At 44.0% G+C, this 19,111-nt stretch carries 17 protein-coding genes and 5 tRNA genes; 12 read left to right on the top strand and 10 right to left on the bottom strand.

Features of this window, described 5'->3' with window-relative positions; translation table 11 throughout:
* Positions 1–9: 9 nt before the first annotated feature.
* Genes coaE through pilB form a run of 4 tightly spaced genes read right to left on the bottom strand, consistent with a single transcriptional unit; the run spans position 10 to position 4,445 of the window.
* Positions 10–609 carry a dephospho-CoA kinase gene (gene coaE, locus KVY11_RS09775; RefSeq protein WP_062035173.1) on the bottom strand — a complete coding sequence of 200 codons (600 nt, stop codon included), beginning with the start codon at positions 607–609 and terminating at the stop codon, positions 10–12.
* Positions 610–615: 6 nt separating this feature from the next.
* Complete coding sequence (locus tag KVY11_RS09770; RefSeq protein ID WP_218288793.1) at positions 616–1,476, bottom strand: A24 family peptidase; 861 nt, start codon at positions 1,474–1,476, stop codon at positions 616–618.
* Complete coding sequence (locus KVY11_RS09765) at positions 1,476–2,702, bottom strand: type II secretion system F family protein (RefSeq protein ID WP_159152946.1); 1,227 nt, start codon at positions 2,700–2,702, stop codon at positions 1,476–1,478. The genes KVY11_RS09770 and KVY11_RS09765 overlap by 1 nt, the downstream gene beginning before the upstream one ends.
* A gap of 30 nt (positions 2,703–2,732) precedes the next feature.
* The gene (gene pilB / locus KVY11_RS09760; protein WP_168159359.1) at positions 2,733–4,445 is read right to left on the bottom strand and encodes a type IV-A pilus assembly ATPase PilB; all 1,713 of its coding nucleotides are present in this window, start codon (positions 4,443–4,445) and stop codon (positions 2,733–2,735) included.
* A gap of 279 nt (positions 4,446–4,724) precedes the next feature.
* Here pilB and tpiA point away from each other — a divergent pair, with 279 nt between their 5' ends.
* From tpiA to KVY11_RS09700, 12 genes are all read left to right on the top strand, one after another.
* Complete coding sequence (tpiA, locus tag KVY11_RS09755; protein ID WP_168159358.1) at positions 4,725–5,516, top strand: triose-phosphate isomerase; 792 nt, start codon at positions 4,725–4,727, stop codon at positions 5,514–5,516.
* Between the two features lie 13 nt (positions 5,517–5,529).
* The gene (gene secG, locus KVY11_RS09750; protein WP_004692710.1) at positions 5,530–5,859 is read left to right on the top strand and encodes a preprotein translocase subunit SecG; all 330 of its coding nucleotides are present in this window, start codon (positions 5,530–5,532) and stop codon (positions 5,857–5,859) included.
* A gap of 53 nt (positions 5,860–5,912) precedes the next feature.
* Positions 5,913–5,997: transfer RNA gene (locus tag KVY11_RS09745), tRNA-Leu, on the top strand.
* A gap of 49 nt (positions 5,998–6,046) precedes the next feature.
* Positions 6,047–6,123 (top strand) — tRNA-Met (locus KVY11_RS09740).
* Between the two features lie 75 nt (positions 6,124–6,198).
* A tRNA-Met gene (locus KVY11_RS09735) sits at positions 6,199–6,275 on the top strand.
* Between the two features lie 67 nt (positions 6,276–6,342).
* A tRNA-Met gene (locus tag KVY11_RS09730) sits at positions 6,343–6,419 on the top strand.
* A gap of 89 nt (positions 6,420–6,508) precedes the next feature.
* Positions 6,509–6,585 (top strand) — tRNA-Met (locus tag KVY11_RS09725).
* A gap of 228 nt (positions 6,586–6,813) precedes the next feature.
* Positions 6,814–7,338, top strand: a complete 525-nt coding sequence (gene rimP / locus KVY11_RS09720) for a ribosome maturation factor RimP (RefSeq protein WP_004692708.1) — start codon at positions 6,814–6,816, stop codon at positions 7,336–7,338.
* A gap of 39 nt (positions 7,339–7,377) precedes the next feature.
* Positions 7,378–8,862: a transcription termination factor NusA gene (gene nusA / locus KVY11_RS09715; protein ID WP_004692706.1), complete on the top strand. Its 1,485-nt coding sequence runs from the start codon at positions 7,378–7,380 to the stop codon at positions 8,860–8,862.
* 9 nt (positions 8,863–8,871) lie between these two features.
* Positions 8,872–11,571 (top strand): translation initiation factor IF-2, encoded by a 2,700-nt coding sequence (gene infB / locus KVY11_RS09710; protein WP_010325772.1) that lies wholly within the window; start codon positions 8,872–8,874, stop codon positions 11,569–11,571.
* Positions 11,571–11,975: a ribosome-binding factor A gene (locus KVY11_RS09705; protein WP_004978763.1), complete on the top strand. Its 405-nt coding sequence runs from the start codon at positions 11,571–11,573 to the stop codon at positions 11,973–11,975. The genes infB and KVY11_RS09705 overlap by 1 nt, the downstream gene beginning before the upstream one ends.
* Before the next feature lie 69 nt (positions 11,976–12,044).
* Positions 12,045–12,701 (top strand): hypothetical protein, encoded by a 657-nt coding sequence (locus tag KVY11_RS09700; RefSeq protein WP_371315987.1) that lies wholly within the window; start codon positions 12,045–12,047, stop codon positions 12,699–12,701.
* Positions 12,702–12,713: 12 nt separating this feature from the next.
* On the opposite strand, the gene KVY11_RS09695 is transcribed toward KVY11_RS09700, so the two are convergent.
* Genes KVY11_RS09695 through KVY11_RS09670 form a run of 6 tightly spaced genes read right to left on the bottom strand, consistent with a single transcriptional unit; the run spans position 12,714 to position 18,935 of the window.
* The gene (locus KVY11_RS09695; RefSeq protein ID WP_004692702.1) at positions 12,714–13,112 is read right to left on the bottom strand and encodes a Na+/H+ antiporter subunit G; all 399 of its coding nucleotides are present in this window, start codon (positions 13,110–13,112) and stop codon (positions 12,714–12,716) included.
* Positions 13,113–13,123: 11 nt separating this feature from the next.
* Positions 13,124–13,399 (bottom strand): monovalent cation/H+ antiporter subunit F, encoded by a 276-nt coding sequence (locus tag KVY11_RS09690; RefSeq protein ID WP_087527049.1) that lies wholly within the window; start codon positions 13,397–13,399, stop codon positions 13,124–13,126.
* Positions 13,396–13,917 carry a Na+/H+ antiporter subunit E gene (locus KVY11_RS09685; protein WP_004692699.1) on the bottom strand — a complete coding sequence of 174 codons (522 nt, stop codon included), beginning with the start codon at positions 13,915–13,917 and terminating at the stop codon, positions 13,396–13,398. The genes KVY11_RS09690 and KVY11_RS09685 overlap by 4 nt, the downstream gene beginning before the upstream one ends.
* 2 nt (positions 13,918–13,919) lie before the next feature.
* The gene (locus KVY11_RS09680; RefSeq protein WP_114836918.1) at positions 13,920–15,728 is read right to left on the bottom strand and encodes a monovalent cation/H+ antiporter subunit D; all 1,809 of its coding nucleotides are present in this window, start codon (positions 15,726–15,728) and stop codon (positions 13,920–13,922) included.
* Complete coding sequence (locus tag KVY11_RS09675; protein ID WP_004692695.1) at positions 15,728–16,093, bottom strand: Na+/H+ antiporter subunit C; 366 nt, start codon at positions 16,091–16,093, stop codon at positions 15,728–15,730. The genes KVY11_RS09680 and KVY11_RS09675 overlap by 1 nt, the downstream gene beginning before the upstream one ends.
* Before the next feature lies 1 nt (position 16,094).
* Complete coding sequence (locus KVY11_RS09670; protein ID WP_218288791.1) at positions 16,095–18,935, bottom strand: monovalent cation/H+ antiporter subunit A; 2,841 nt, start codon at positions 18,933–18,935, stop codon at positions 16,095–16,097.
* Positions 18,936–19,111: the final 176 nt, after the last annotated feature.

Below are 19,111 nucleotides of genomic sequence, written 5' to 3'. Positions count from 1 at the left end.
TGCTTTTTTTTAGACTTCTGAATGGGCCAAATACTTTAAATGCAACGGTCTGAGCTGTGCGTATAAGTGTTCCAAGTGTCCATCATTTACCACAATATCATCGGCCAACGCTTGTTTTTGTTCACGGGACATTTGCGCTTTAATGATGGTTTGAATTTGCTCAATGGTTTGATGGTCGCGCTGCGAAGCACGAAGAATCTGGATATCAATTGAAGCATCGATCAGAAGTGTATGTTGTGTTAGTTCATGCTGATTGGTTTCAAAAAGTAGCGGTGAAACCAAAATCGCATAAGGGCTGGTCGCAGCTTGTAATTGTTGCATGATGGACTGACGAATTGCAGGGTGGGTGATCTTTTCCAATTGCTTACGGGCAGACGGGTCCTGAAAAATGTGTTCACGTAAAGCGCGTCGATTCAGTTCGCCATTGTCCAGTAAGGCCCACTCGCCGAAGCTGCTTCGAATTTGCTGAAGTGCGGGTTGCCCTACAGCAACAATCTCTCGAGCAACCACGTCAGCATCAACTACCTGTATGCCTTGTTGTTCAAACCAGTGGCTTGCGGCAGATTTTCCACTGCCAATCCCGCCTGTCAGACCTAAAATAAATGACATATTATTTTAATTGCCTAAGTATATTTTCATAATTTGCTCACCCCACAAAAAGGCAATCCATCCTGCGATGGCAATATACGGACCAAAAGCAAAAGGCTGATTTTCTTTACGGACTTTGAGCAGGATGATGCCGATAATGGCGCCTACGAAAGAAGAAAGTAGCACAATCAGTGGTAGTAGCAAAGGACCCATCCATGCGCCTAAAGCAGCAAGTAACTTAAAGTCACCATAACCCATACCTTCCTTGCCTGTGATGAGCTTAAACAGATAGTAGACAATCCATAAGCATAAGAAACCAATGATGTAACCCCAAATGGCCGCTGTCGGTGTGGTGTAAATCGCATAACTATTGACCCCTAAACCCAGACCTGCAAGGGTGAGGGTATAGCGATCAGGTAAAAGTTGAGTGTCAAAATCAATAAAAGTTAAGGTGATTAAAATGTAAGTGAGTACGAGACCGAACAGCATTTGGACTGTTGGACCAAAGACTGCAACCACGACCAATGCACAAATGGCGGTCAGGAGTTCAATCGCAGGGTAGCGAATGCTGATCGGGTTATGACAAGTGCCACACTTTCCTCGTAGCAGTAACCAGCTAATCACAGGGACATTTTGATACCAGCGTATGGCACTTTTGCATTTGGGGCAGGTCGAGGCAGGCTTGCTCAACGAGAGTTTCGTTTCATCAATAATAGGCTGTTCAGGATGAAGCAGAAGTTGGCAGTCGGTGCGCCATTCTTGTTCCATCATTTTTGGCGTGCGATAGATCACCACATTTAGAAAACTACCGATGCACAAACTAAAAACTCCAACGGCGAAATAAAGCGCCATTGGAGTATTGATAAGATAGGAAATTATTTCTTGCATTAAACCACTGAACCCATTTGGAAGATTGGTAGATACATGGCAATCACTAGGCCACCCACAAGTACACCCAAGACCGCCATGATCAGAGGTTCCATCATTGCCGTTAAGCCATCCACAGCATTATCGACTTCATTTTCATAGTGGGTTGCAACTTTATCCAGCATAGCATCGAGCGCACCAGATTCTTCACCAATCGCTACCATTTGTACTGCCATTGATGGAAATTTATTGGTGGCACGCATCGCGAATTGAAGTTGTTGCCCTGTTGCGACATCTTCACGGATCTTCATCACAGCTTCTTCATAGACCACATTGTTGGTTGCACCCGCGGTAGATTCGAGAGCATCAATTAAGGGTACACCCGCAGCAAAGGTGGTAGACAGGGTGCGGCTATAGCGCGCGATAATCGCTTTATAGACTAAATCACCAAAAATCGGGGCTTTCAGTGCGGCTTTATCCAGCATGTCACGAAACTTTTTACTGCGTTTTTTGGTTTCGAGTAATGCGGTAATTACCACACCAACGACAATAATCAAAATGAACCAGTATTTCTGCATCCATTCAGACATATTTACCACCATTTGGGTGAATGCAGGTAAATCCGCACCAAAGGAACTGAATAAATCTTGGAAAACAGGGACAACTTTGACCATCAAAATAATAGTTACGATCACCGCAACCACAACTACGGTTGCTGGGTATTTCATGGCTTTTTTAATTTTTTGTTTTAGTAATTCACTTTTTTCTTTATAGACCGCCACACGATCCAGCATGGTCTCAAGTGCACCCGATTGTTCGCCTGATTCAACCAATGAACAGAATAAGTTGTCGAAATATTGTGGATATTTTCTGAGTGCTCCAGCAAAGGTATTACCACCTTCCACTTCGCCTTTAATGCCCAGTACAACTTCACGCATAGACGGGTTTTCCAAACCTTCCGCCACAATTTCGAAACCTTGTACTAGTGGTACACCCGCTTTCATCATGGTTGCGAGCTGTCGGGTGAAAATCGTGATGTCCAGTGTCGTCACTTTTTTCTTCATTATGCCTTCAAGAATATTCTTTTTCTTTTCTCGAATACTCTTGATGGTAATCCCTTGTTTGCGCAAAGTAACTTTAGCGAGGGCAAGATTACGTGCAGGCAATTCCCCTTTAATTTTTGCCCCTTTACGATCAATCCCTTCATAATTGAAGGTTGGCATCATCTGTGCTTTTTTGACAGCCATGCATTTATCCTTATTCTTTCAATATTTCAACTATTCGCTGGTTACACGATTCACTTCTTGTAAGGAAGTGACCCCCTGCATAACCTTGAGTAAACCTGAACGACGTAAATTGTTAAATCCTAATTTTGCAGATGCTTCAGCAATCTGCAACGCATTGCCATCTTCCATAATAATTTTTGAAATTTCTGGCGTGACTTTCATGACTTCATAAATACCAACACGCCCTTTATAACCCTCACGGCACTCAGTACACCCCACCGGTTGATAAACTTTGAAGTCTGGATCTTGGATATCTGTTGAAGTAAAGCCCATTTCGAGCAAGCTTTGTTCGGGAATATCAACAGCGGTTTTGCATTGGTTACATAAGCGGCGCGCTAAACGTTGTGCAATCACCAAATTGACCGAGGTTGCAATGTTAAAAGAGGGAACCCCCATATTGCGTAAGCGTGTCAGGGTTTCAGGTGCACTATTGGTGTGGAGTGTCGACATGACCATGTGACCTGTCTGTGCAGCTTTAATTGCGATTTCAGCCGTTTCAAGGTCGCGAATCTCACCGACCATCACAATATCAGGGTCCTGACGTAAGAAGGACTTTAGTGCAGCAGAAAAGGTGAGGCCGACTTTATTGTTTACATTGACCTGATTAATACCTTCTAAGTTAATTTCAACAGGGTCTTCCGCTGTTGAGATATTAGTGTCTTCTTTATTTAGAATATTCAAACCTGTATACAACGACACCGTTTTACCTGAACCTGTCGGGCCAGTAATTAACAACATGCCTTGCGGTTTGTCTAAAGCCTGCATAAACAGGTCTTTTTGATCTGGTTCATAACCTAAAGCATCGATCCCTAGCATAGCACTAGATGGATCGAGAATACGCAGAACCAATTTTTCACCAAATAAGGTTGGAAGTGAGTTGACACGGAAGTCGATGGCTTTACTTTTTGACAGCTTTAATTTAATACGACCATCTTGCGGGACGCGCTTTTCAGAGATGTCCATTTGTGACATAACTTTTAAACGTGAAGCAAGACGAGTCGCCAGTTGTAGTGGTGGGCTGGCAATGTGACGCAGAACCCCATCTACACGATAACGGACACGGTAAGATTTCTCATAAGGCTCAAAGTGTAAATCTGATGCGCCCATACGAATCGCATCGATCAGTAATTTATTGATGTATTTGACGATCGGTGCTTCATCGCCTTGAGGTGAATCGTCTTCTTCGTCATTGGAGTTCTGAGGGTCTTGTTCTAAGTCTAAATCAATATCTTCATCAGAAAATTCAAAGCTATCGGCCTGCGCAAAATTTTGTTCGATCAGTTTTTCAAGCTGGGGATGTTCCACAATAATTGCTTCAATATTCATTTTAGAATTGAAGCGAATTGCGTCCATCGCATCCATGTTGGTTGGATTGCTGGTAGCGATATAGAGGATATTGCCACGACGGTAAATCGGCAACACACGATGCTTGGTGATGAGTTTATCTTCGACCAGATCCCGTAGAATTTGTACAGAATCATAGACACTTAAGTCAAAAACGGGCTCGCCAAATTCTAAAGAAATCGTCTCAGCGATCATTTGTGGAGAGAGTTTATGATTTTCAATCAGGTAAGGGACGATGTCTTGCTGAGCCTTTTTTGCAGAGAGCATTGCCTGCTGCATATTTTCAGCAGTCACGCGTCCGTCTTCGACTAAGCGTCGAATGAAGCCTGTGAACTTAGGCAAACCATTTGATACTGACATTCCCCAGATCCTTAACTTCTCAATTGTTTATAATTGGTATCGTAAAATTATACTTTTGTTGCACAAAAATACCATATCTGAAAGTGTTGTCACCACCTTAATATCGATTAAAAGCATGAACTGGTCGTAATAGCAGGCGGTTTTTTTACAAAAAGATGTCTTTATTTTCATTCGTATTATTTTGATTGCCGAAGAAATTCTAGAAGAAAACTATCTTTGAAAAATAAATACCGTGTAGAATGAGGCCGTTTTAATGAACTGTTTTGAATAGGGTGCTGTATGTCGGGTTCGACGATTAAGCCATGGGTTGTCGGCAATTGGAAGATGAACCCAATGCAGGCAGATGCCAAGCAATTGCTTCAAGAATTTAAACAGCTCTTGCAAGAGAATGAAATAGCAGAAGAAAAATGTAACATTGGGCTTGCGCCTGTGACGCTGGCTTTGACTTCAATGCAGACTGAATTGGCGAATGCTGCACGTGCAGTTTTTACTGTAGCGCAGGATGTTTCGCGTTTTGGCAACATGGGTGCATATACCGGTGAGGTGAGTGCAGAGCTGCTTAAAGATAGTCAAATTGAATATGTTTTAATTGGTCACTCAGAACGTCGTGAATATTTTGCTGAAAGCGCAGCAATTTTAAATGCGAAAGCTCAAAATGCCTTAAATGCGGGTTTAAAAGTCATTTACTGTGTCGGTGAAAGCTTAGAACAGCGTGAATCTGGTCAGGCAGAAGTAGTGGTTTTACAACAAATTTGCGACTTAGCCAGTGTGGTAAAGGCAGAGCAGTGGCCTCATATTGTGATTGCCTACGAGCCAATTTGGGCAATTGGTACAGGAAAAACTGCTTCACCAGAAGACGCGCAAACCATGCATGCGAAAATCCGTGAAGGCCTTACGCAAATTACCAGTCATGGCGCGAACATGGCCATTTTATATGGTGGTAGTGTAAAAGCTGAAAATGCAGTAGAGTTAGCGGCCTGTCCAGATATCAATGGTGCACTCGTCGGTGGGGCATCTTTAAATGCAACGTCGTTTTATAAAATTGTCGAAGCATTTGCAAATACAAAATAATTAGGAGTTCAGCATGCAAACTTTTGTGCTGGTAGTACATATTATCTTAGCTGTGTTGATGATCGTGCTGATTTTGGTCCAGCATGGTAAAGGTGCAGATGCTGGTGCTTCGTTTGGTGGTGGCGGTGCTGCAACTGTATTTGGCGCATCAGGTTCAGGTAATTTCTTGACCCGATTGACTGCGGTTTTGACGGCCTTGTTTTTTATCACCAGTTTGTCACTTGCTGTGTTTGCCAAAAAGCAAACCACAGATGCCTATAGCTTAAAGTCAGTGCAAACGACAAGTTCTGCACCTGCACAATCGACTGAAACTTCGCCAGCTGCACCTAAAACAAGCGAATAATTGGAATTAGTCCTTTCTTTTTTGTGGCGATGCTACTAGAATGCGTCACAGCTGCGGTGGTGGTGGAATTGGTAGACACGCTACCTTGAGGTGGTAGTGCTTTCGGGCGTGGGGGTTCAAGTCCCCCCTTCCGCACCAACTTATGAATCCAGAAGATTAAGTTGGTGTATGCAGCGAATTCTATTGATGCGGGATGGAGCAGTCTGGTAGCTCGTCGGGCTCATAACCCGAAGGTCGTTGGTTCAAATCCAGCTCCCGCTACCAATCAATCTTATTTTAGAAGCAAACTAAGGTGAGTAACTTAATAATCATTAAGTTAAGAATATTTTTGCGTTTTGATGCGGGATGGAGCAGTCTGGTAGCTCGTCGGGCTCATAACCCGAAGGTCGTTGGTTCAAATCCAGCTCCCGCTACCAATCTTATTTTAGATGCAAACTAAAATAAGCAGTTTATGTCATTAAGCTGAAAATTTTTGCATTTTGTTGCGGGATGGAGCAGTCTGGTAGCTCGTCGGGCTCATAACCCGAAGGTCGTTGGTTCAAATCCAGCTCCCGCTACCAATTTGATTTAGGTGCAACTAAATCAGAGCAAGTACGAAGTATTTAGATTGAAAAATAGTTCATATTTGTATATAATTTTTGCACGTTGATGCGGGATGGAGCAGTCTGGTAGCTCGTCGGGCTCATAACCCGAAGGTCGTTGGTTCAAATCCAGCTCCCGCTACCAAGTTTCTAAAAAGAGGCTCACAACAAGGTGGGCCTTTTTGCACAGTGGATATTAATTTTCTGTGCAATAATTGGGGCGATTACGCCCTTTTTTATTGGCTATCGTGTAGTGTCGATGTGAGCCGGATACGGTGAAAGTCAAAGTGTCATGTTCCACTACTACTATAGTTTGTATCGGCTTGTAGTGGTCTGTTTCGGCCATTGAATCGCACAAAAATGACGAGAGTAAATGAAGCTATCAAATAAAACTCAAGCACTCCAAGACTTAATTGCTCCTGCAGTGCAAGCCTGTGGTGTTGATCTTTGGGGAATTGAATTCCTTCCTCAAGGAAAACGTTCTTTATTGCGCATTTATATCGACAAAGCTGTCGACGAGAATGCAGAACCTATCATCAATGAAGATGGTGAAGAAGAGCAGGGCCGTGGCATCGGCGTACAAGACTGTGTACGCGTGACCCAGCAAGTCGGCGCAATGATGGATGTCCATGATCCAATTTCAGGTGAATATGCACTTGAAGTGTCATCTCCGGGTTGGGATCGTCCATTTTTCCAACTTGAACAATTACCTGCATATATTGGTCAACAGATCGCTTTCCGTTTGATCAGTGCGGTCGATAACCGTCGTAAATTCCAAGCTAAATTGGTTGCTGTAGATCTTGAAGCTGAAATGATTCAAGTCGAAGTGGAAAAGCAACAGGTGCTTGAAATCGATAGTAATAATATTGATAAAGCCAATTTGGTCTATCAAGATTAATTCATTTAATAAATAAGAATCTGAACGAATAGGTGGCTTATGGCACGTGAAATTCTTACCGTAGTTGAAACGGTTAGTAATGAAAAAGGTGTACCTCGTGAAGCGATTTTCGAAGCCTTAGAACAAGCGCTTGTTGCTGCGACTAAAAAGAAATTTTACGAAGGAACAAACTCTGAAGAAGCTCAGCTTCGTGTAGAGATTGATCGTAAAACGGGCGAATACAGCACTTTCCGTCAATGGGAAGTGGTTGCGGATGAAGATCATGAGATGCCAGCATGTCAAGATGCGATTTCAGATGTTGATCCTGCACAATGGTCGATTGGTGATATTCGTGAGCTTGAAGTGCCTTCAATTGACTTCGGTCGTATTGCGGCGCAAATTGCAAAACAAGTGATTGTCCAAAAGATTCGCGAAGCGGAACGTGCGTTGATTGCAGATGCCTACGAGTCTAAAGTGGGTGAGTTGATCTACGGTGAAGTGAAAAAGCAAACCAAAGATGGCTTTATCATTGACTTAGGTGACAATGCTGAAGCGTATCTTGCACGTGAAGAAATGATTGCAAAAGAAATTTTGCGTCCGAAGCAACGTGTAAATGCGATTTTGTTTAATGTGAACCGTGAAGGTCGTGGTGCACAACTACAATTGTCACGTGCCAAGCCTGAAATGCTCATCGCTTTGATGAAGAAGGAAATTCCTGAAATTTCTGAAGAAATCATTGAGATTAAAGCGGCAGCGCGTCAACCCGGTGTTCGTGCTAAAATTGCTGTGAAAACCAATGATCATCGTATTGATCCAGTGGGTGCATGTATTGGTATGCGTGGTACACGTATCCAAGCAGTTCAGCAAGAATTGAACGGTGAGCGTATTGATGTTGTTGTATGGTCTGATGATCCTGCGCAGTACATTGCGAGTGCTTTAGAGCCAGCAGATGTATCGGGTATTGTGATTGATGAAGAAGAGCGTACAGCGGACATTATTTTCGCAACTAGCGATCAATTGGCGCGTGCGATTGGTTCACAAGGTCAAAACGTACGTTTAGCCTCTGAACTGACAGGCTACAAACTCAACATGATGCTTGAAGATGAGTATCATGCTCGTCAGCAAAATGAAGCACAACAATACTTAGACCTATTTGTATCGCGTCTAGATATTGAAGAAGATTTGGCAATGGCATTGGTTGAAATGGGCTTTACTTCTTTAGAAGAGATTGCTTATGTTCCAGCTGAAACATTTGACGAAATTGAGCTAGATGCTGAAGTTGTTGAATTACTTCAAAGTCGTGCCAAAGAAGTTGCATTGGCTGATGCATTACAGCAGCAAGAAAACATCCAAGATCCAAGCGCGGAACTCGTTGCAATGGAAGGGATGACGCAAGAGATTGCTTATGCACTTGCAGCACGTGGTGTCATCACAATTGATGACTTGGCTGACCAAGCGACTGACGATATTGCTGATATTGAAGGTCTGGGTACAGAGAAAGCGGGTCAACTTATTATGAAAGCGCGCGAATCATGGTTTAACTAGGAGATCTACATGACGGATAAGACGATACAAGAGTTAGCTCTCAGTGTGAACCGCCCTGTTGAGAAGCTCCTAGAGCAGGTTCGTGATGCTGGTTTACCACAGCGTAAATCGGACGATATAATCTCTACTGAACAACAAGATGCCCTCGTGCACCATTTGAAGAAAATTCATGGTCAAGACGATGGTCAGGCAGGAAAAATCACGTTGAAACGTAAAACGACCAGTACCGCTAAAGTAGCGAGTACTTCAGGTAAGGCAAAAACGATTAATGTAGAAGTTCGCAAGAAACATACATTTACCAAGCCAGATCCAGAACAAATTAAAGCGGAAGCTTTGGCAAAAGCGCAAGCTGAGCAACAAGCTCGTGCGAACGTTCAAGCTATGGTTGAACCAAAAGCTGAAACGCCAGTAGTAAATAAAGCGGCTGCAAACTTTGAAGCGATGCGTGCTGCTGCAAAGCAAGAAACGACGAAGCAAGAAGTAGCAAAAGCTGCGGTAGTTGTGAAGCGTAAATCAAACAATAAGCCTGTGGTTAAAGCACAAGTTAAAGTTGTTGAAACACCTGAACAGAAAAAAGCACGTGAAGCTCAAGCCGCTCAATTAAAAGCGACTGAAGAAGCAGCACGTCGTAAGGCAGCTGAAGAAGCGCAGCAACGTACACTTGAACAAATGCGTCAAATGGCATCTAAGTATTCAAACGAAGATGCAACTGCGACCATTCGTGTAGTGGATGATTCTCCACTTGCTGCGGGTCTGGTTGGTCAAGCATATGAAGACTCATTTGCGAAAGAAGACCGCGAAATCAAACGTGGTACCAATACGCCAGCTACACGCGCACCGAAGAAAGGTGGTCGTCGTGGTGAAGAGCAATCTTTCCGTGATAACTCGCATAAACGTGGTTTAAAAACAAGCTCTGCAAACAAGCATGGCTTTGAAAAACCGGTTAAAAAGCAAGTTTATGATGTTGAAATTGGTTCAACCATTGTGGTTGCTGACTTGGCTGCAAAAATGGCAGTTAAGGTACGTGAAGTAATTAAGTCACTCATGAAAATGGGTGAGCTTGTCACTCAGAATCAAGCGATTGATCAAGAAATTGCGGCATTAATCGTAGAAGAAATGGGCCATAACCCAGTTCTTGTATCGGATACGCAAGCTGAAGATAACTTACTGGAAGCAGCAGAAGAAGCACGTGGCGCTCAAACGACTCGTCCTCCTGTTGTGACCATCATGGGGCACGTTGACCATGGTAAGACATCGTTACTTGACCGCATTCGTCGTTCAAAAGTGGCAGCTGGTGAAGCGGGTGGTATCACTCAGCACATCGGTGCTTACCACGTAACAACGGATAAAGGCATTATCACATTCTTAGATACTCCGGGACACGCAGCATTTACTGCAATGCGTTCACGTGGTGCGAAATCGACAGACATCGTGGTATTGGTTGTTGCAGCAGATGATGGTGTAATGCCACAAACAGCTGAAGCGATTGATCACGCACGTGCTGCAGGTACGCCAATTATTGTTGCAATCAACAAGATGGATAAAGAATCTGCTGATCCAGATCGCGTATTGAATGAATTGACTGTGAAAGAAATCGTGCCTGAACAATGGGGCGGTGACGTTCCTGTTGCAATGGTTTCAGCACATACAGGTCAAGGTATTGATGAGCTTCTAGATATTATTTCAATCCAAGCTGAATTACTTGAGTTGAAAGCATCTGAAGAAGGTGCTGCTCAAGGTGTCGTGATTGAAGCACGTGTAGACAACAGCCGTGGTGCGGTAACGTCTATCCTGGTTCAAAACGGTACATTGAAAGTAGGTGACCTTGTTCTTGCGGGTGCATCTTATGGTCGCGTACGTGCGATGACAGATGAAAACGGTAAACGTATTCAATCTGCAGGTCCTTCAATTCCGGTTGAAATTTTAGGTCTACCTGAAGCGCCAATGGCGGGTGATGAAGTTCTTGTTGTGAATGACGAGAAGAAAGCACGTGAAGTTGCCGATGCGCGTATGGATCGTGAACGTCAAAAACGTCTTGAGCGTCAAAGCGCAATGCGTCTTGAAAATATCATGGCGTCTATGGGCAAGAAAGATGTGCCTATCGTCAATGTGGTATTGAAAACTGATGTACGTGGTACATTGGAAGCATTACACGTTGCTCTTGCTGACCTTGCAACAGACGAAGTTAAAGTCCGTGTTATTGGCTCAGGTGTTGGTGCGATCACTGAATCTGACGTAACACTAGCTGAATCTTCTGAAGCGGTACTTCTTGGCTTTAACGTACGTGCGGATAATGCAGCGCGTCAAAAAGCGGATGCTGATGGCATCGACATTCGTTACTACTCAATCATTTATCAATTGATTGATGATGTGAAAGCAGCGATGAGTGGTAAGCTTGCGCCTGAACACCGTGAAACAATTCTGGGTGTGGCTGAAGTACGTGAAGTGTTCCACTCAAGTAAGTTTGGTGCAGCAGCAGGCTGTATGGTGCTTGAGGGTATGTTACACCGTAATAAACCAATTCGTGTCCTTCGTGATGACGTGGTTGTGTTCCAAGGTGAGCTTGAGTCACTTCGTCGCTATAAAGAAGTGGTTGAAGAAGTTCGCGCAGGTATGGAATGTGGTCTTGCGGTTAAAGGTTATAAAGACATCAAAGAAAAAGACAAGATCGAAGTCTATGATGTTCAATTGATCAAACGGAGTCTTTAATGGCGGGTAGTCAACGTCTTAAGCGCATGGCGGATACTGTACAACGTGAGTTGTCTGAACTCATTCGCCAAGAGTTGAAAGATCCACGCTTAGGTGGTCTCGTGACCATCTCTGCGGTGAAGGTTAGTCCAGACTTAGGTTATGCTGAAGTATATGTGACTGTGATGGGCCGTGAGCTTGGCGATGAGCAAAGTGAAGCAGCCAATAAAGAAACGCTAGATGTGCTGAACAAAGCATCAGGTTTCTTGCGTCACGAACTCGGCCGTCGTATTAAGACACGTATTACACCGCGTTTGCGTTTCCATTACGATAAAACCAATGCATATGGTAACTATATGTTTGGCCTGATTGCTGAAGCAGTAAAGGATTTACCCGCTGACGAAGCAAACAAAGATGATGAATAATTCAGTCTAACTGAATCAAAAAGCCACCTTCGGGTGGCTTTTTTTATAATTGTATATAGATAAAAATAGATGGAGATTTTAAAAATGTTGTATCTGAGCGAGCCTCAATTATTAGAGATCCGGAGTCTGGATCCATTGAGAGAATCTAAATTTAAGTATAATTCTACTCGATGGCTGAGTTTGGATCAGAACTTGAAAAGTATTACAAAGGACTATTGTGATGATGATATTTCAAGAGAACAGGTCATTAAATGTTTTAGGGATTATTTTGATTGCAAAGTTAGTGTGGAATTACCTTTTGTATTGACGATGATTTGGGGTTTTGCTGATATTGGTTATGGTACATTTAGGACGAATAAATATTATACTTCAGAGAATATGGAGCTCATGGAGTTGGCGTTCACGCATGTAAAAAGGAAGAATATTCAACAAGCCTATAGAACATTGAAGTTAATTAATGGTTTGAATATTAGCTATATTTCTAAATTGCTCTATTTTTCAACTAGTGCTTTGGAGCATTCGGACTATTGTTTAATTTTTGATATTCGAGTGGCTAGAGCCTTAATTAGACTGACTTGTCCGGCAACACTAGTGAATTTAATTGAGGTGACACCATCCAATAAGTTTGAACACTATAATCAGTACAATATACAGATGCATCAATTAGCGCAACAACACCATATCAGTGCCGAAGCGCTAGAAATGTATTTATTTTTATATCCTTAAGGATACAAACGTTTAAAGACGATGTTCAGTGTCTTCATGCTTATTGCTAAAAGCTCTGCGACGAGTACGTTGCCAAGGCAGTGGACGATTGAGTGCTTCTGGAACGTCACCACTCAGTGAGCGTAAGCGTAAATGTAGCGCCGCTTGCGCCATCAAATTCGCAGATACAGGCGCGGTTAAGAAGGCAAACAGCGTTAATAACAGCTCAGCAAAACCAAAGCGTCCTTGGAATGCAGAATAGATCATTGCAGCGATCAAGAAGCTCCCTAAGCCTAAGGTGCTTGATTTGGTTGGGGCATGCAGGCGCATGAATAAATCGGGCAGGCGCACCATTCCAATCCCTCCGACCAGCATGAAGAAAGTGCCAATCATGAGAAAAATGGAGACTAAAATTTCCATCGTAAGTTGCATCGATCTCGCTCCTAGTCAATCACATGACCTGAGGTGAAGTAGCGTGCTAAAGCGGCTGTAGAGACAAAGCCGAGCATCGCAACCAAAAGAGCACCTTCAAATAATGAAGTGCTGGCCCAGTAAATGCCTAAAATAATAATGAGGCAGATTGCATTTAAAAAGAGTGTATCGAGTGCTAAGAGGCGGTCTACAATCGATGGACCGATGATTAAGCGAATTAAGCACAGCAACATTGAAATGGTGATGGCGATTAAACAAATCCCGAGGGCATAAGGCAAAATGGTCATGCTTTGTCTCCTGCTTCGACACCAAAAATTTGCATCAACGGTTTTTCATAACGCGCTTTGATATTTTCAATCTCGGCATTTTCATCATCGGTGCTGAGGGCGTGAACTAAAATGTCCCCACGATCTTGATCGATGCCTGCTGAAACAGTGCCTGGTGTAGTGGTAATAATCATCGCCAGTAAGGTGTTTACTTCCTCATGTTGTGTTTCCAGCGGAACTCGAAACCATTTGGGTTGTAGACGATCAATTGGGCCGAGGACCAATTTAGCCACTTGAATATTCGACATCACAATGTCGTATAACACCACAAAAAATAGTTTCACCGCCGCTTTCCATTCAATATTTGGAGTATAAGTAATGAATGGTCTGATCAGACGCGGAATAAAAATAGCCAGTAAAAATGCCATCACTAAGCTGGCTGCATCAACACTATGTGCCAACATCACCCAGCTCAGCGCAACAATCACCGAGACAAAAGGGTGGGGTAACCAACGCTCCAAAAACGACGTTTTTTTCATGTTTAAGGCTCCACCATGGGTTGTAGGCTTTCAGCATCGGGATTCACTTCAGCCTGTTGTTGCTGTTGCATTTGGCGTTTTTTGTATTCGGAAATATGTTCGCCTTCCAGTGTTTCCTCTGAAATTAAATATGGAATCAAATGTGCATTCGGATCTACGCGTTCGCCACCATATTTGGTCTCGGGTAAATTTTCACTGTCGAAAGGTTGTACGCTAATGGTTTGCCCATGCTCATCAGTTTTGAGTAAAGTCTGTTCATAGAGCACATTATTTTGGATTTGCTCAGCCGTTTGGTAAGTGTACTTTTGAATTGGACCTGCAAACACCATATAAGCGATTAAACCGACCAACAAGAGATAGATGGTTTTGTCATTGCGCTTCGGTGCTTGTTCAGGCAAAGCTTGGTACGCGGCATAAGCAGCTTCATCAGGGTTGTCTTCTGGTTTAGTTGCGCGCCAAAAAATCACGAAACCCACACGTGTAAACGCAATAATACTTAATAAACTCACCACTAAAACGGTCACAATAATCAGCAATTGATACGGTGAGTGTGCGGTGGCTTGAAGAATAAACACTTTGCCTAAGAAGCCACTAAAGGGTGGTAAACCTGCCATCATCAAGGCAATGGTGAAATAGGTTAACGCCACCACCTTATGCTGTTTCATTTGCGGTGCAATTTTAAAGTGGTCTTTAAACTCACCACGTTGAGAGGTAATCCAACCACTTAAAATATAGAAAGCTGCCGCAATAATGGTACTGTGCACCAAATAATACAGTGCCGCTGCCCATGCCAAGGTATTGAACAGGGAAATGGCGATTAAAATTGTGCCCACAGAAGACAAAATCATAAAGCCAATGAAACGACGTAAGCGTTCCGCACCCATCGCGCCAATCACACCATAGACTGAGGTAATTAAGCCAATCGGCAATAAAATGTATTGCAGGATTTCACGGCTAATTGCATCGTCAAATACGGTGCCATTAACACGTAAAATGGCATAAATACCGACTTTGGTCATGATGGTGAATAGTGCCGCCACAGGAGTGGTCGCGACCGCATAGGTTTTTGGTAGCCAAAAACCGACAGGTAGCATGGCTGCTTTAATGCCAAAGACTGTAAACAACAATAGCCCACCAGCAACAGCAATACGATGTTGATCGCCTTCCAATAGAGGCATCAAACGTGCAACATCCGCCATATTGAGGCTGCCGACACTGCCGTAAATCATGCCAAGGCCAATCAGAAATAGAGCTGATGCCAACAGGTTAATGGTGACATAGTGAATGCCGAGTTGAAAACGCGCTTTGCCTTGACCATGCAGTAACAAAACATAAGAGGCCATCAACAAGATTTCAAAGAATACGAACAGGTTAAATAAGTCGCCTGTCAGGAAGGCACCGGTTAGCCCCATCAGTAGGAAATGGCACATGGCATGGAAATAACGGCCACGTTCATCCCATTCTTTACTGGCGAACCACATCACTGGAACAGCTAAGCCGTAGGTTAAAACCAGCATCAGGGCAGACAGTTGGTCGAGGACCAAAACAATACCAAATGGTGCAGCCCATTCACTCAGGTTATAAACACTGATTTGCCCAGAGCTGGCAAAGATCAGATAGTTGACCGCTGTAAATAAACCCAACAGGCCAGAGGTATAACTGATGCCTCGACGCCACGGTTGTCGCCAGTCTTGTGCTAAAGAACCTGATCCAGGATTGCCCAATAACACCAAAATAAAGGCGGTAATGGCAGGAATTAAAATACTAAAAATTGGAGTGTGTTCGGTCCAAAATTGGATGAAGTCATTCATTATGGCTCATCCTCACGTGGGTCAATTTGTGGTATTTCTTCTTTAGAGTCAACGTGGTCGGTTCCTGTTTCATAACGACTGCGTAAAGCCAGTTGTACAATAAACGCCGTGGTAGCAAAGCCAATCACAATCGCGGTTAACACCAAGGCTTGTGGCAAAGGGTCAGTGGCTTTGCTGGCTTCAGTGAGTACTGCGGGTGCATTAAGTTGAAGTCGCCCCATGGCAAATAAAAATAAATTGACGGCATAACCAATCATGGCCAAGCCAAGTACCACAGGGAAGGTACGGGCACGTAAAATGAGATAGATGCCTGTGGCAGTCAACAGACCAATAGCGGAGGCAAGTAACAGTTCTAAACTAATCATATTAATCCCCCTTTGGTACTGGACCAGACATACTAGAGTGACGTGAGTCCCCGAGAACTGAAATAAGTAGCATGGTCGCACCTACGACCGTGATATAGACCCCGACATCGAACAGTGCAGCTGTCGCTAAGTGCATTTCGCCTAAGATCGGTGGCGACACATAAAAATGTGCACTGGTGAGGAATGGACGTCCCCAGAACCATGCACCTAAGCCTGTTAATCCTGCAATGACCAGACCAGTTCCGATCCAGATTTCATACAAACGACCTGACTTGGCTTTGAGCAGTTGTTCTGCATGATCTTGACCGAGCGCCATGTACTGAATAATTAAGGCCAAAGCGGTAATCAAACCCGCGATAAACCCGCCCCCAGGCAGATTGTGCCCACGCAGGAAGATATACAGGCTGACCACCAAGGCAATCGGTAAAATCCAAGATGCAGTAATACGAAGCATCAATGGCGATGGATTAAAACGGTAACTGAGACCTTGGGTCATAGTCGTGCCGTGGGTACGCATACCATCCATTAGGCACAGCGCGCCAATGCCTGCAATGCCGAGGACTGTAATTTCACCGAAGGTATCGAAACCACGGAAATCGACCAAAATCACGTTGACCACGTTGGTACCGCCGCCTAATGGAATCGACTGCTGCATGAAGAACCATGAAATGGAGTTGTGATCACGGGTCAAGATGAGCCATGTGATCCATGCAATGCCGAGCCCGCCGCCAATCGCAATCAGGGCATCTCGCCAACGACGTGAGACACTCGACTCATAGGGAGTGAGCTGTGGTAAAAGCGATAAACTCATCAATAACAGTACGGTGGTGACTACATCGACGGTGATTTGTGTCAAGGCCAAATCAGGTGCAGAGAAGCAGATAAAGACCATAGTTACGACTAAACCAATCGCGCCACTGATCAATACCGCTTTAATTCGTTCGTGGTGGAACCACAACATCATCCAGCACGAAGAGAATAACAGTAGCCACAGGACAATCGCTAAAGCAGGGGCATGGGTGAGTTCACGGGTACCTGTGGTCAGTCCTTGTCCTAAAAACGGAAGTGAGACTATGGCAATACTGAAGATCACAATCCAAAGAATATAGCTTTGTAATTTACCGTTTTCAGTCCAGCGTTTAAATTTGCGCGAGTTGAGTAGGAGTGACTTCAGGAATAAGTCAAAGGCAACTCGACCTTGTAGACGACCTAGGTATGGATCGAGATCAATTTCTCGAATTTTGCCACCTTTCGCTAGACTGAAATAGAAAATCAGACCGCCAATCGACGCAATCACGCTCATCAATAATGGCATGTTAAAACCATGCCATAGGGCAAGATGTGCGCCTTCAAAGTCCATCACTTGGGTGCTGGCGCGTGCTGTGCTGTTGACGATGTTTTCAACCAAAAGGGCAGGGAATAAGCCGACTAAAATACACAAAATCGCCAGTAAAGTGGCCGGTACCCGCATGCCAAACGGTGGCTCATGCGCATCTTTGTTGGGAACTTGTTTGCCTAATGGGCCATCGAAGAAAACCCCATGTACCAAACGCACAGAGTAAGCGACTGCAAAAATCCCCGCCAGTGTCGCGACAATCGCGGAGCAGATGAGCACAGGACCAGACAGATTGCTGAGCAGTTCAGTAAAGAACATTTCTTTAGATAAGAAACCGTTGGTCAAGGGCACGCCGGCCATTGATGCTGCAGTGACCATCGTCAAAGTGGCTGTATAAGGCAACAGTTGCCATAACCCACTAAGCTTACGTAAATCACGTGTGCCTGACTCATGATCGATAATACCTGCGATCATGAACAGCGCTGCTTTAAAGGTGGCATGGTTAATAATATGGAAAATAGCCGCAGCCACAGCCAATGGTGATCCGATTCCCAATAGACACATGATCAAGCCGAGATGGCTGATGGTTGAATAGGCCAATAAACCTTTCAGGTCTTCTTTAAAGATGGCAAAAAATGCAGCCATACAGAGGGTAAATAGGCCAATAAAGGTGACCAAATTATGGAACAGTGCCGCACCTGCAAAAATGGGTAACAGTCGTGCCACCAAGAAAATGCCCGCTTTTACCATGGTTGCTGAGTGCAAATAAGCAGACACGGGGGTCGGGGCAGCCATCGCGTTGGGTAACCAAAAATGGAATGGAAATTGTGCACTTTTGGTAAAAGCACCGAGTAGAATCAGCAGCAACGTAGGAACAAATAAAGCATGACTTTGAATTTGTGCTGTCATCGTCAAGATTTGATCAATCTCGTAGGTGCCTGTGATTTGGCCGAGCAAGATGAAACCACCCAGCATGGCTAATCCGCCCATACCCGTAATGGTCAATGCCATGCGTGAGCCACGTTGCGCCGCGTCGTAATTACTCCAATAACCGACCAATAGGAAAGAGGAGATACTGGTCAACTCCCAAAAAACGAGGAGTAAAATTAAATTATTGGAGAGAGAAATTCCGAGCATGGCTGCCATGAACAACATGAGCAGTAGATAGAGTTTGTTGAGAGAGTTTTTTGGGCCTAAATAAAAATAGGCATAAATATAAATGAGCGTTCCGATGCCACTAATCAGTAAGGCAAAGAGGAGGCCTAATGCGTCTAGACGGAAGCTGAAGTCAATTCCAAGCTGCGGCAACCATGACCACGACTGCGTAATGACAGCGCCATTAAACACCTCTCGTGCTTGGGTCAGTAATAAGCCTAAACTTGTCATACTGACTCCAACAGCTGCGAAGGCGGTTAGCCTGCGTGAGCTCTGCTTCAGTAATGAGACAAGGGTTGTGCCAAGTATTAACGGTAACAATATAATAATCGGTAGCACACTCGTTTCCATTGTCGTGAATAGGTCAAAACCTATTGGTGAATCTCATCTTTCAAGGATTACAGGACTGCAAAGAGCAGCCCAAGAGTCTCAATCTTGAAAGCCAATGTGAAATTTAAAAATAATGAAGTTGTGTTGCGCAACTCATGAAGCGTTATAGCAAAATCCGATTTCAGTTAGAAATTTGC

The sequence above is a fragment of the Acinetobacter sp. CWB-G5 genome (assembly GCF_019209785.1).
GTDB lineage: Bacteria > Pseudomonadota > Gammaproteobacteria > Pseudomonadales > Moraxellaceae > Acinetobacter > Acinetobacter johnsonii.
The sequence above is the reverse complement of the archived record's forward strand: the minus strand, read 5'-3'. Positions and strand labels throughout refer to the sequence as shown.

Excerpts from the sequence above, each read along its gene's own strand:
- KVY11_RS09700 (WP_371315987.1), top strand. The coding sequence starts at position 12,045 with ATGGAGATTTTAAAAATGTTGTATCTGAGCGAGCCTCAATTATTAGAG.
- pilB (WP_168159359.1), bottom strand. The coding sequence starts at position 4,445 with ATGTCAGTATCAAATGGTTTGCCTAAGTTCACAGGCTTCATTCGACGC.
- KVY11_RS09680 (WP_114836918.1), bottom strand. The coding sequence starts at position 15,728 with ATGAATGACTTCATCCAATTTTGGACCGAACACACTCCAATTTTTAGT.
- KVY11_RS09705 (WP_004978763.1), top strand. The coding sequence starts at position 11,571 with ATGGCGGGTAGTCAACGTCTTAAGCGCATGGCGGATACTGTACAACGT.
- infB (WP_010325772.1), top strand. The coding sequence starts at position 8,872 with ATGACGGATAAGACGATACAAGAGTTAGCTCTCAGTGTGAACCGCCCT.
- rimP (WP_004692708.1), top strand. The coding sequence starts at position 6,814 with ATGAAGCTATCAAATAAAACTCAAGCACTCCAAGACTTAATTGCTCCT.
- KVY11_RS09765 (WP_159152946.1), bottom strand. The coding sequence starts at position 2,702 with ATGGCTGTCAAAAAAGCACAGATGATGCCAACCTTCAATTATGAAGGG.
- KVY11_RS09770 (WP_218288793.1), bottom strand. The coding sequence starts at position 1,476 with ATGCAAGAAATAATTTCCTATCTTATCAATACTCCAATGGCGCTTTAT.
- KVY11_RS09690 (WP_087527049.1), bottom strand. The coding sequence starts at position 13,399 with ATGACCATTTTGCCTTATGCCCTCGGGATTTGTTTAATCGCCATCACC.
- tpiA (WP_168159358.1), top strand. The coding sequence starts at position 4,725 with ATGTCGGGTTCGACGATTAAGCCATGGGTTGTCGGCAATTGGAAGATG.
- nusA (WP_004692706.1), top strand. The coding sequence starts at position 7,378 with ATGGCACGTGAAATTCTTACCGTAGTTGAAACGGTTAGTAATGAAAAA.
- coaE (WP_062035173.1), bottom strand. The coding sequence starts at position 609 with ATGTCATTTATTTTAGGTCTGACAGGCGGGATTGGCAGTGGAAAATCT.
- KVY11_RS09675 (WP_004692695.1), bottom strand. The coding sequence starts at position 16,093 with ATGATTAGTTTAGAACTGTTACTTGCCTCCGCTATTGGTCTGTTGACT.
- KVY11_RS09685 (WP_004692699.1), bottom strand. The coding sequence starts at position 13,917 with ATGAAAAAAACGTCGTTTTTGGAGCGTTGGTTACCCCACCCTTTTGTC.
- KVY11_RS09670 (WP_218288791.1), bottom strand. The coding sequence starts at position 18,935 with ATGGAAACGAGTGTGCTACCGATTATTATATTGTTACCGTTAATACTT.
- secG (WP_004692710.1), top strand. The coding sequence starts at position 5,530 with ATGCAAACTTTTGTGCTGGTAGTACATATTATCTTAGCTGTGTTGATG.
- KVY11_RS09695 (WP_004692702.1), bottom strand. The coding sequence starts at position 13,112 with ATGCAACTTACGATGGAAATTTTAGTCTCCATTTTTCTCATGATTGGC.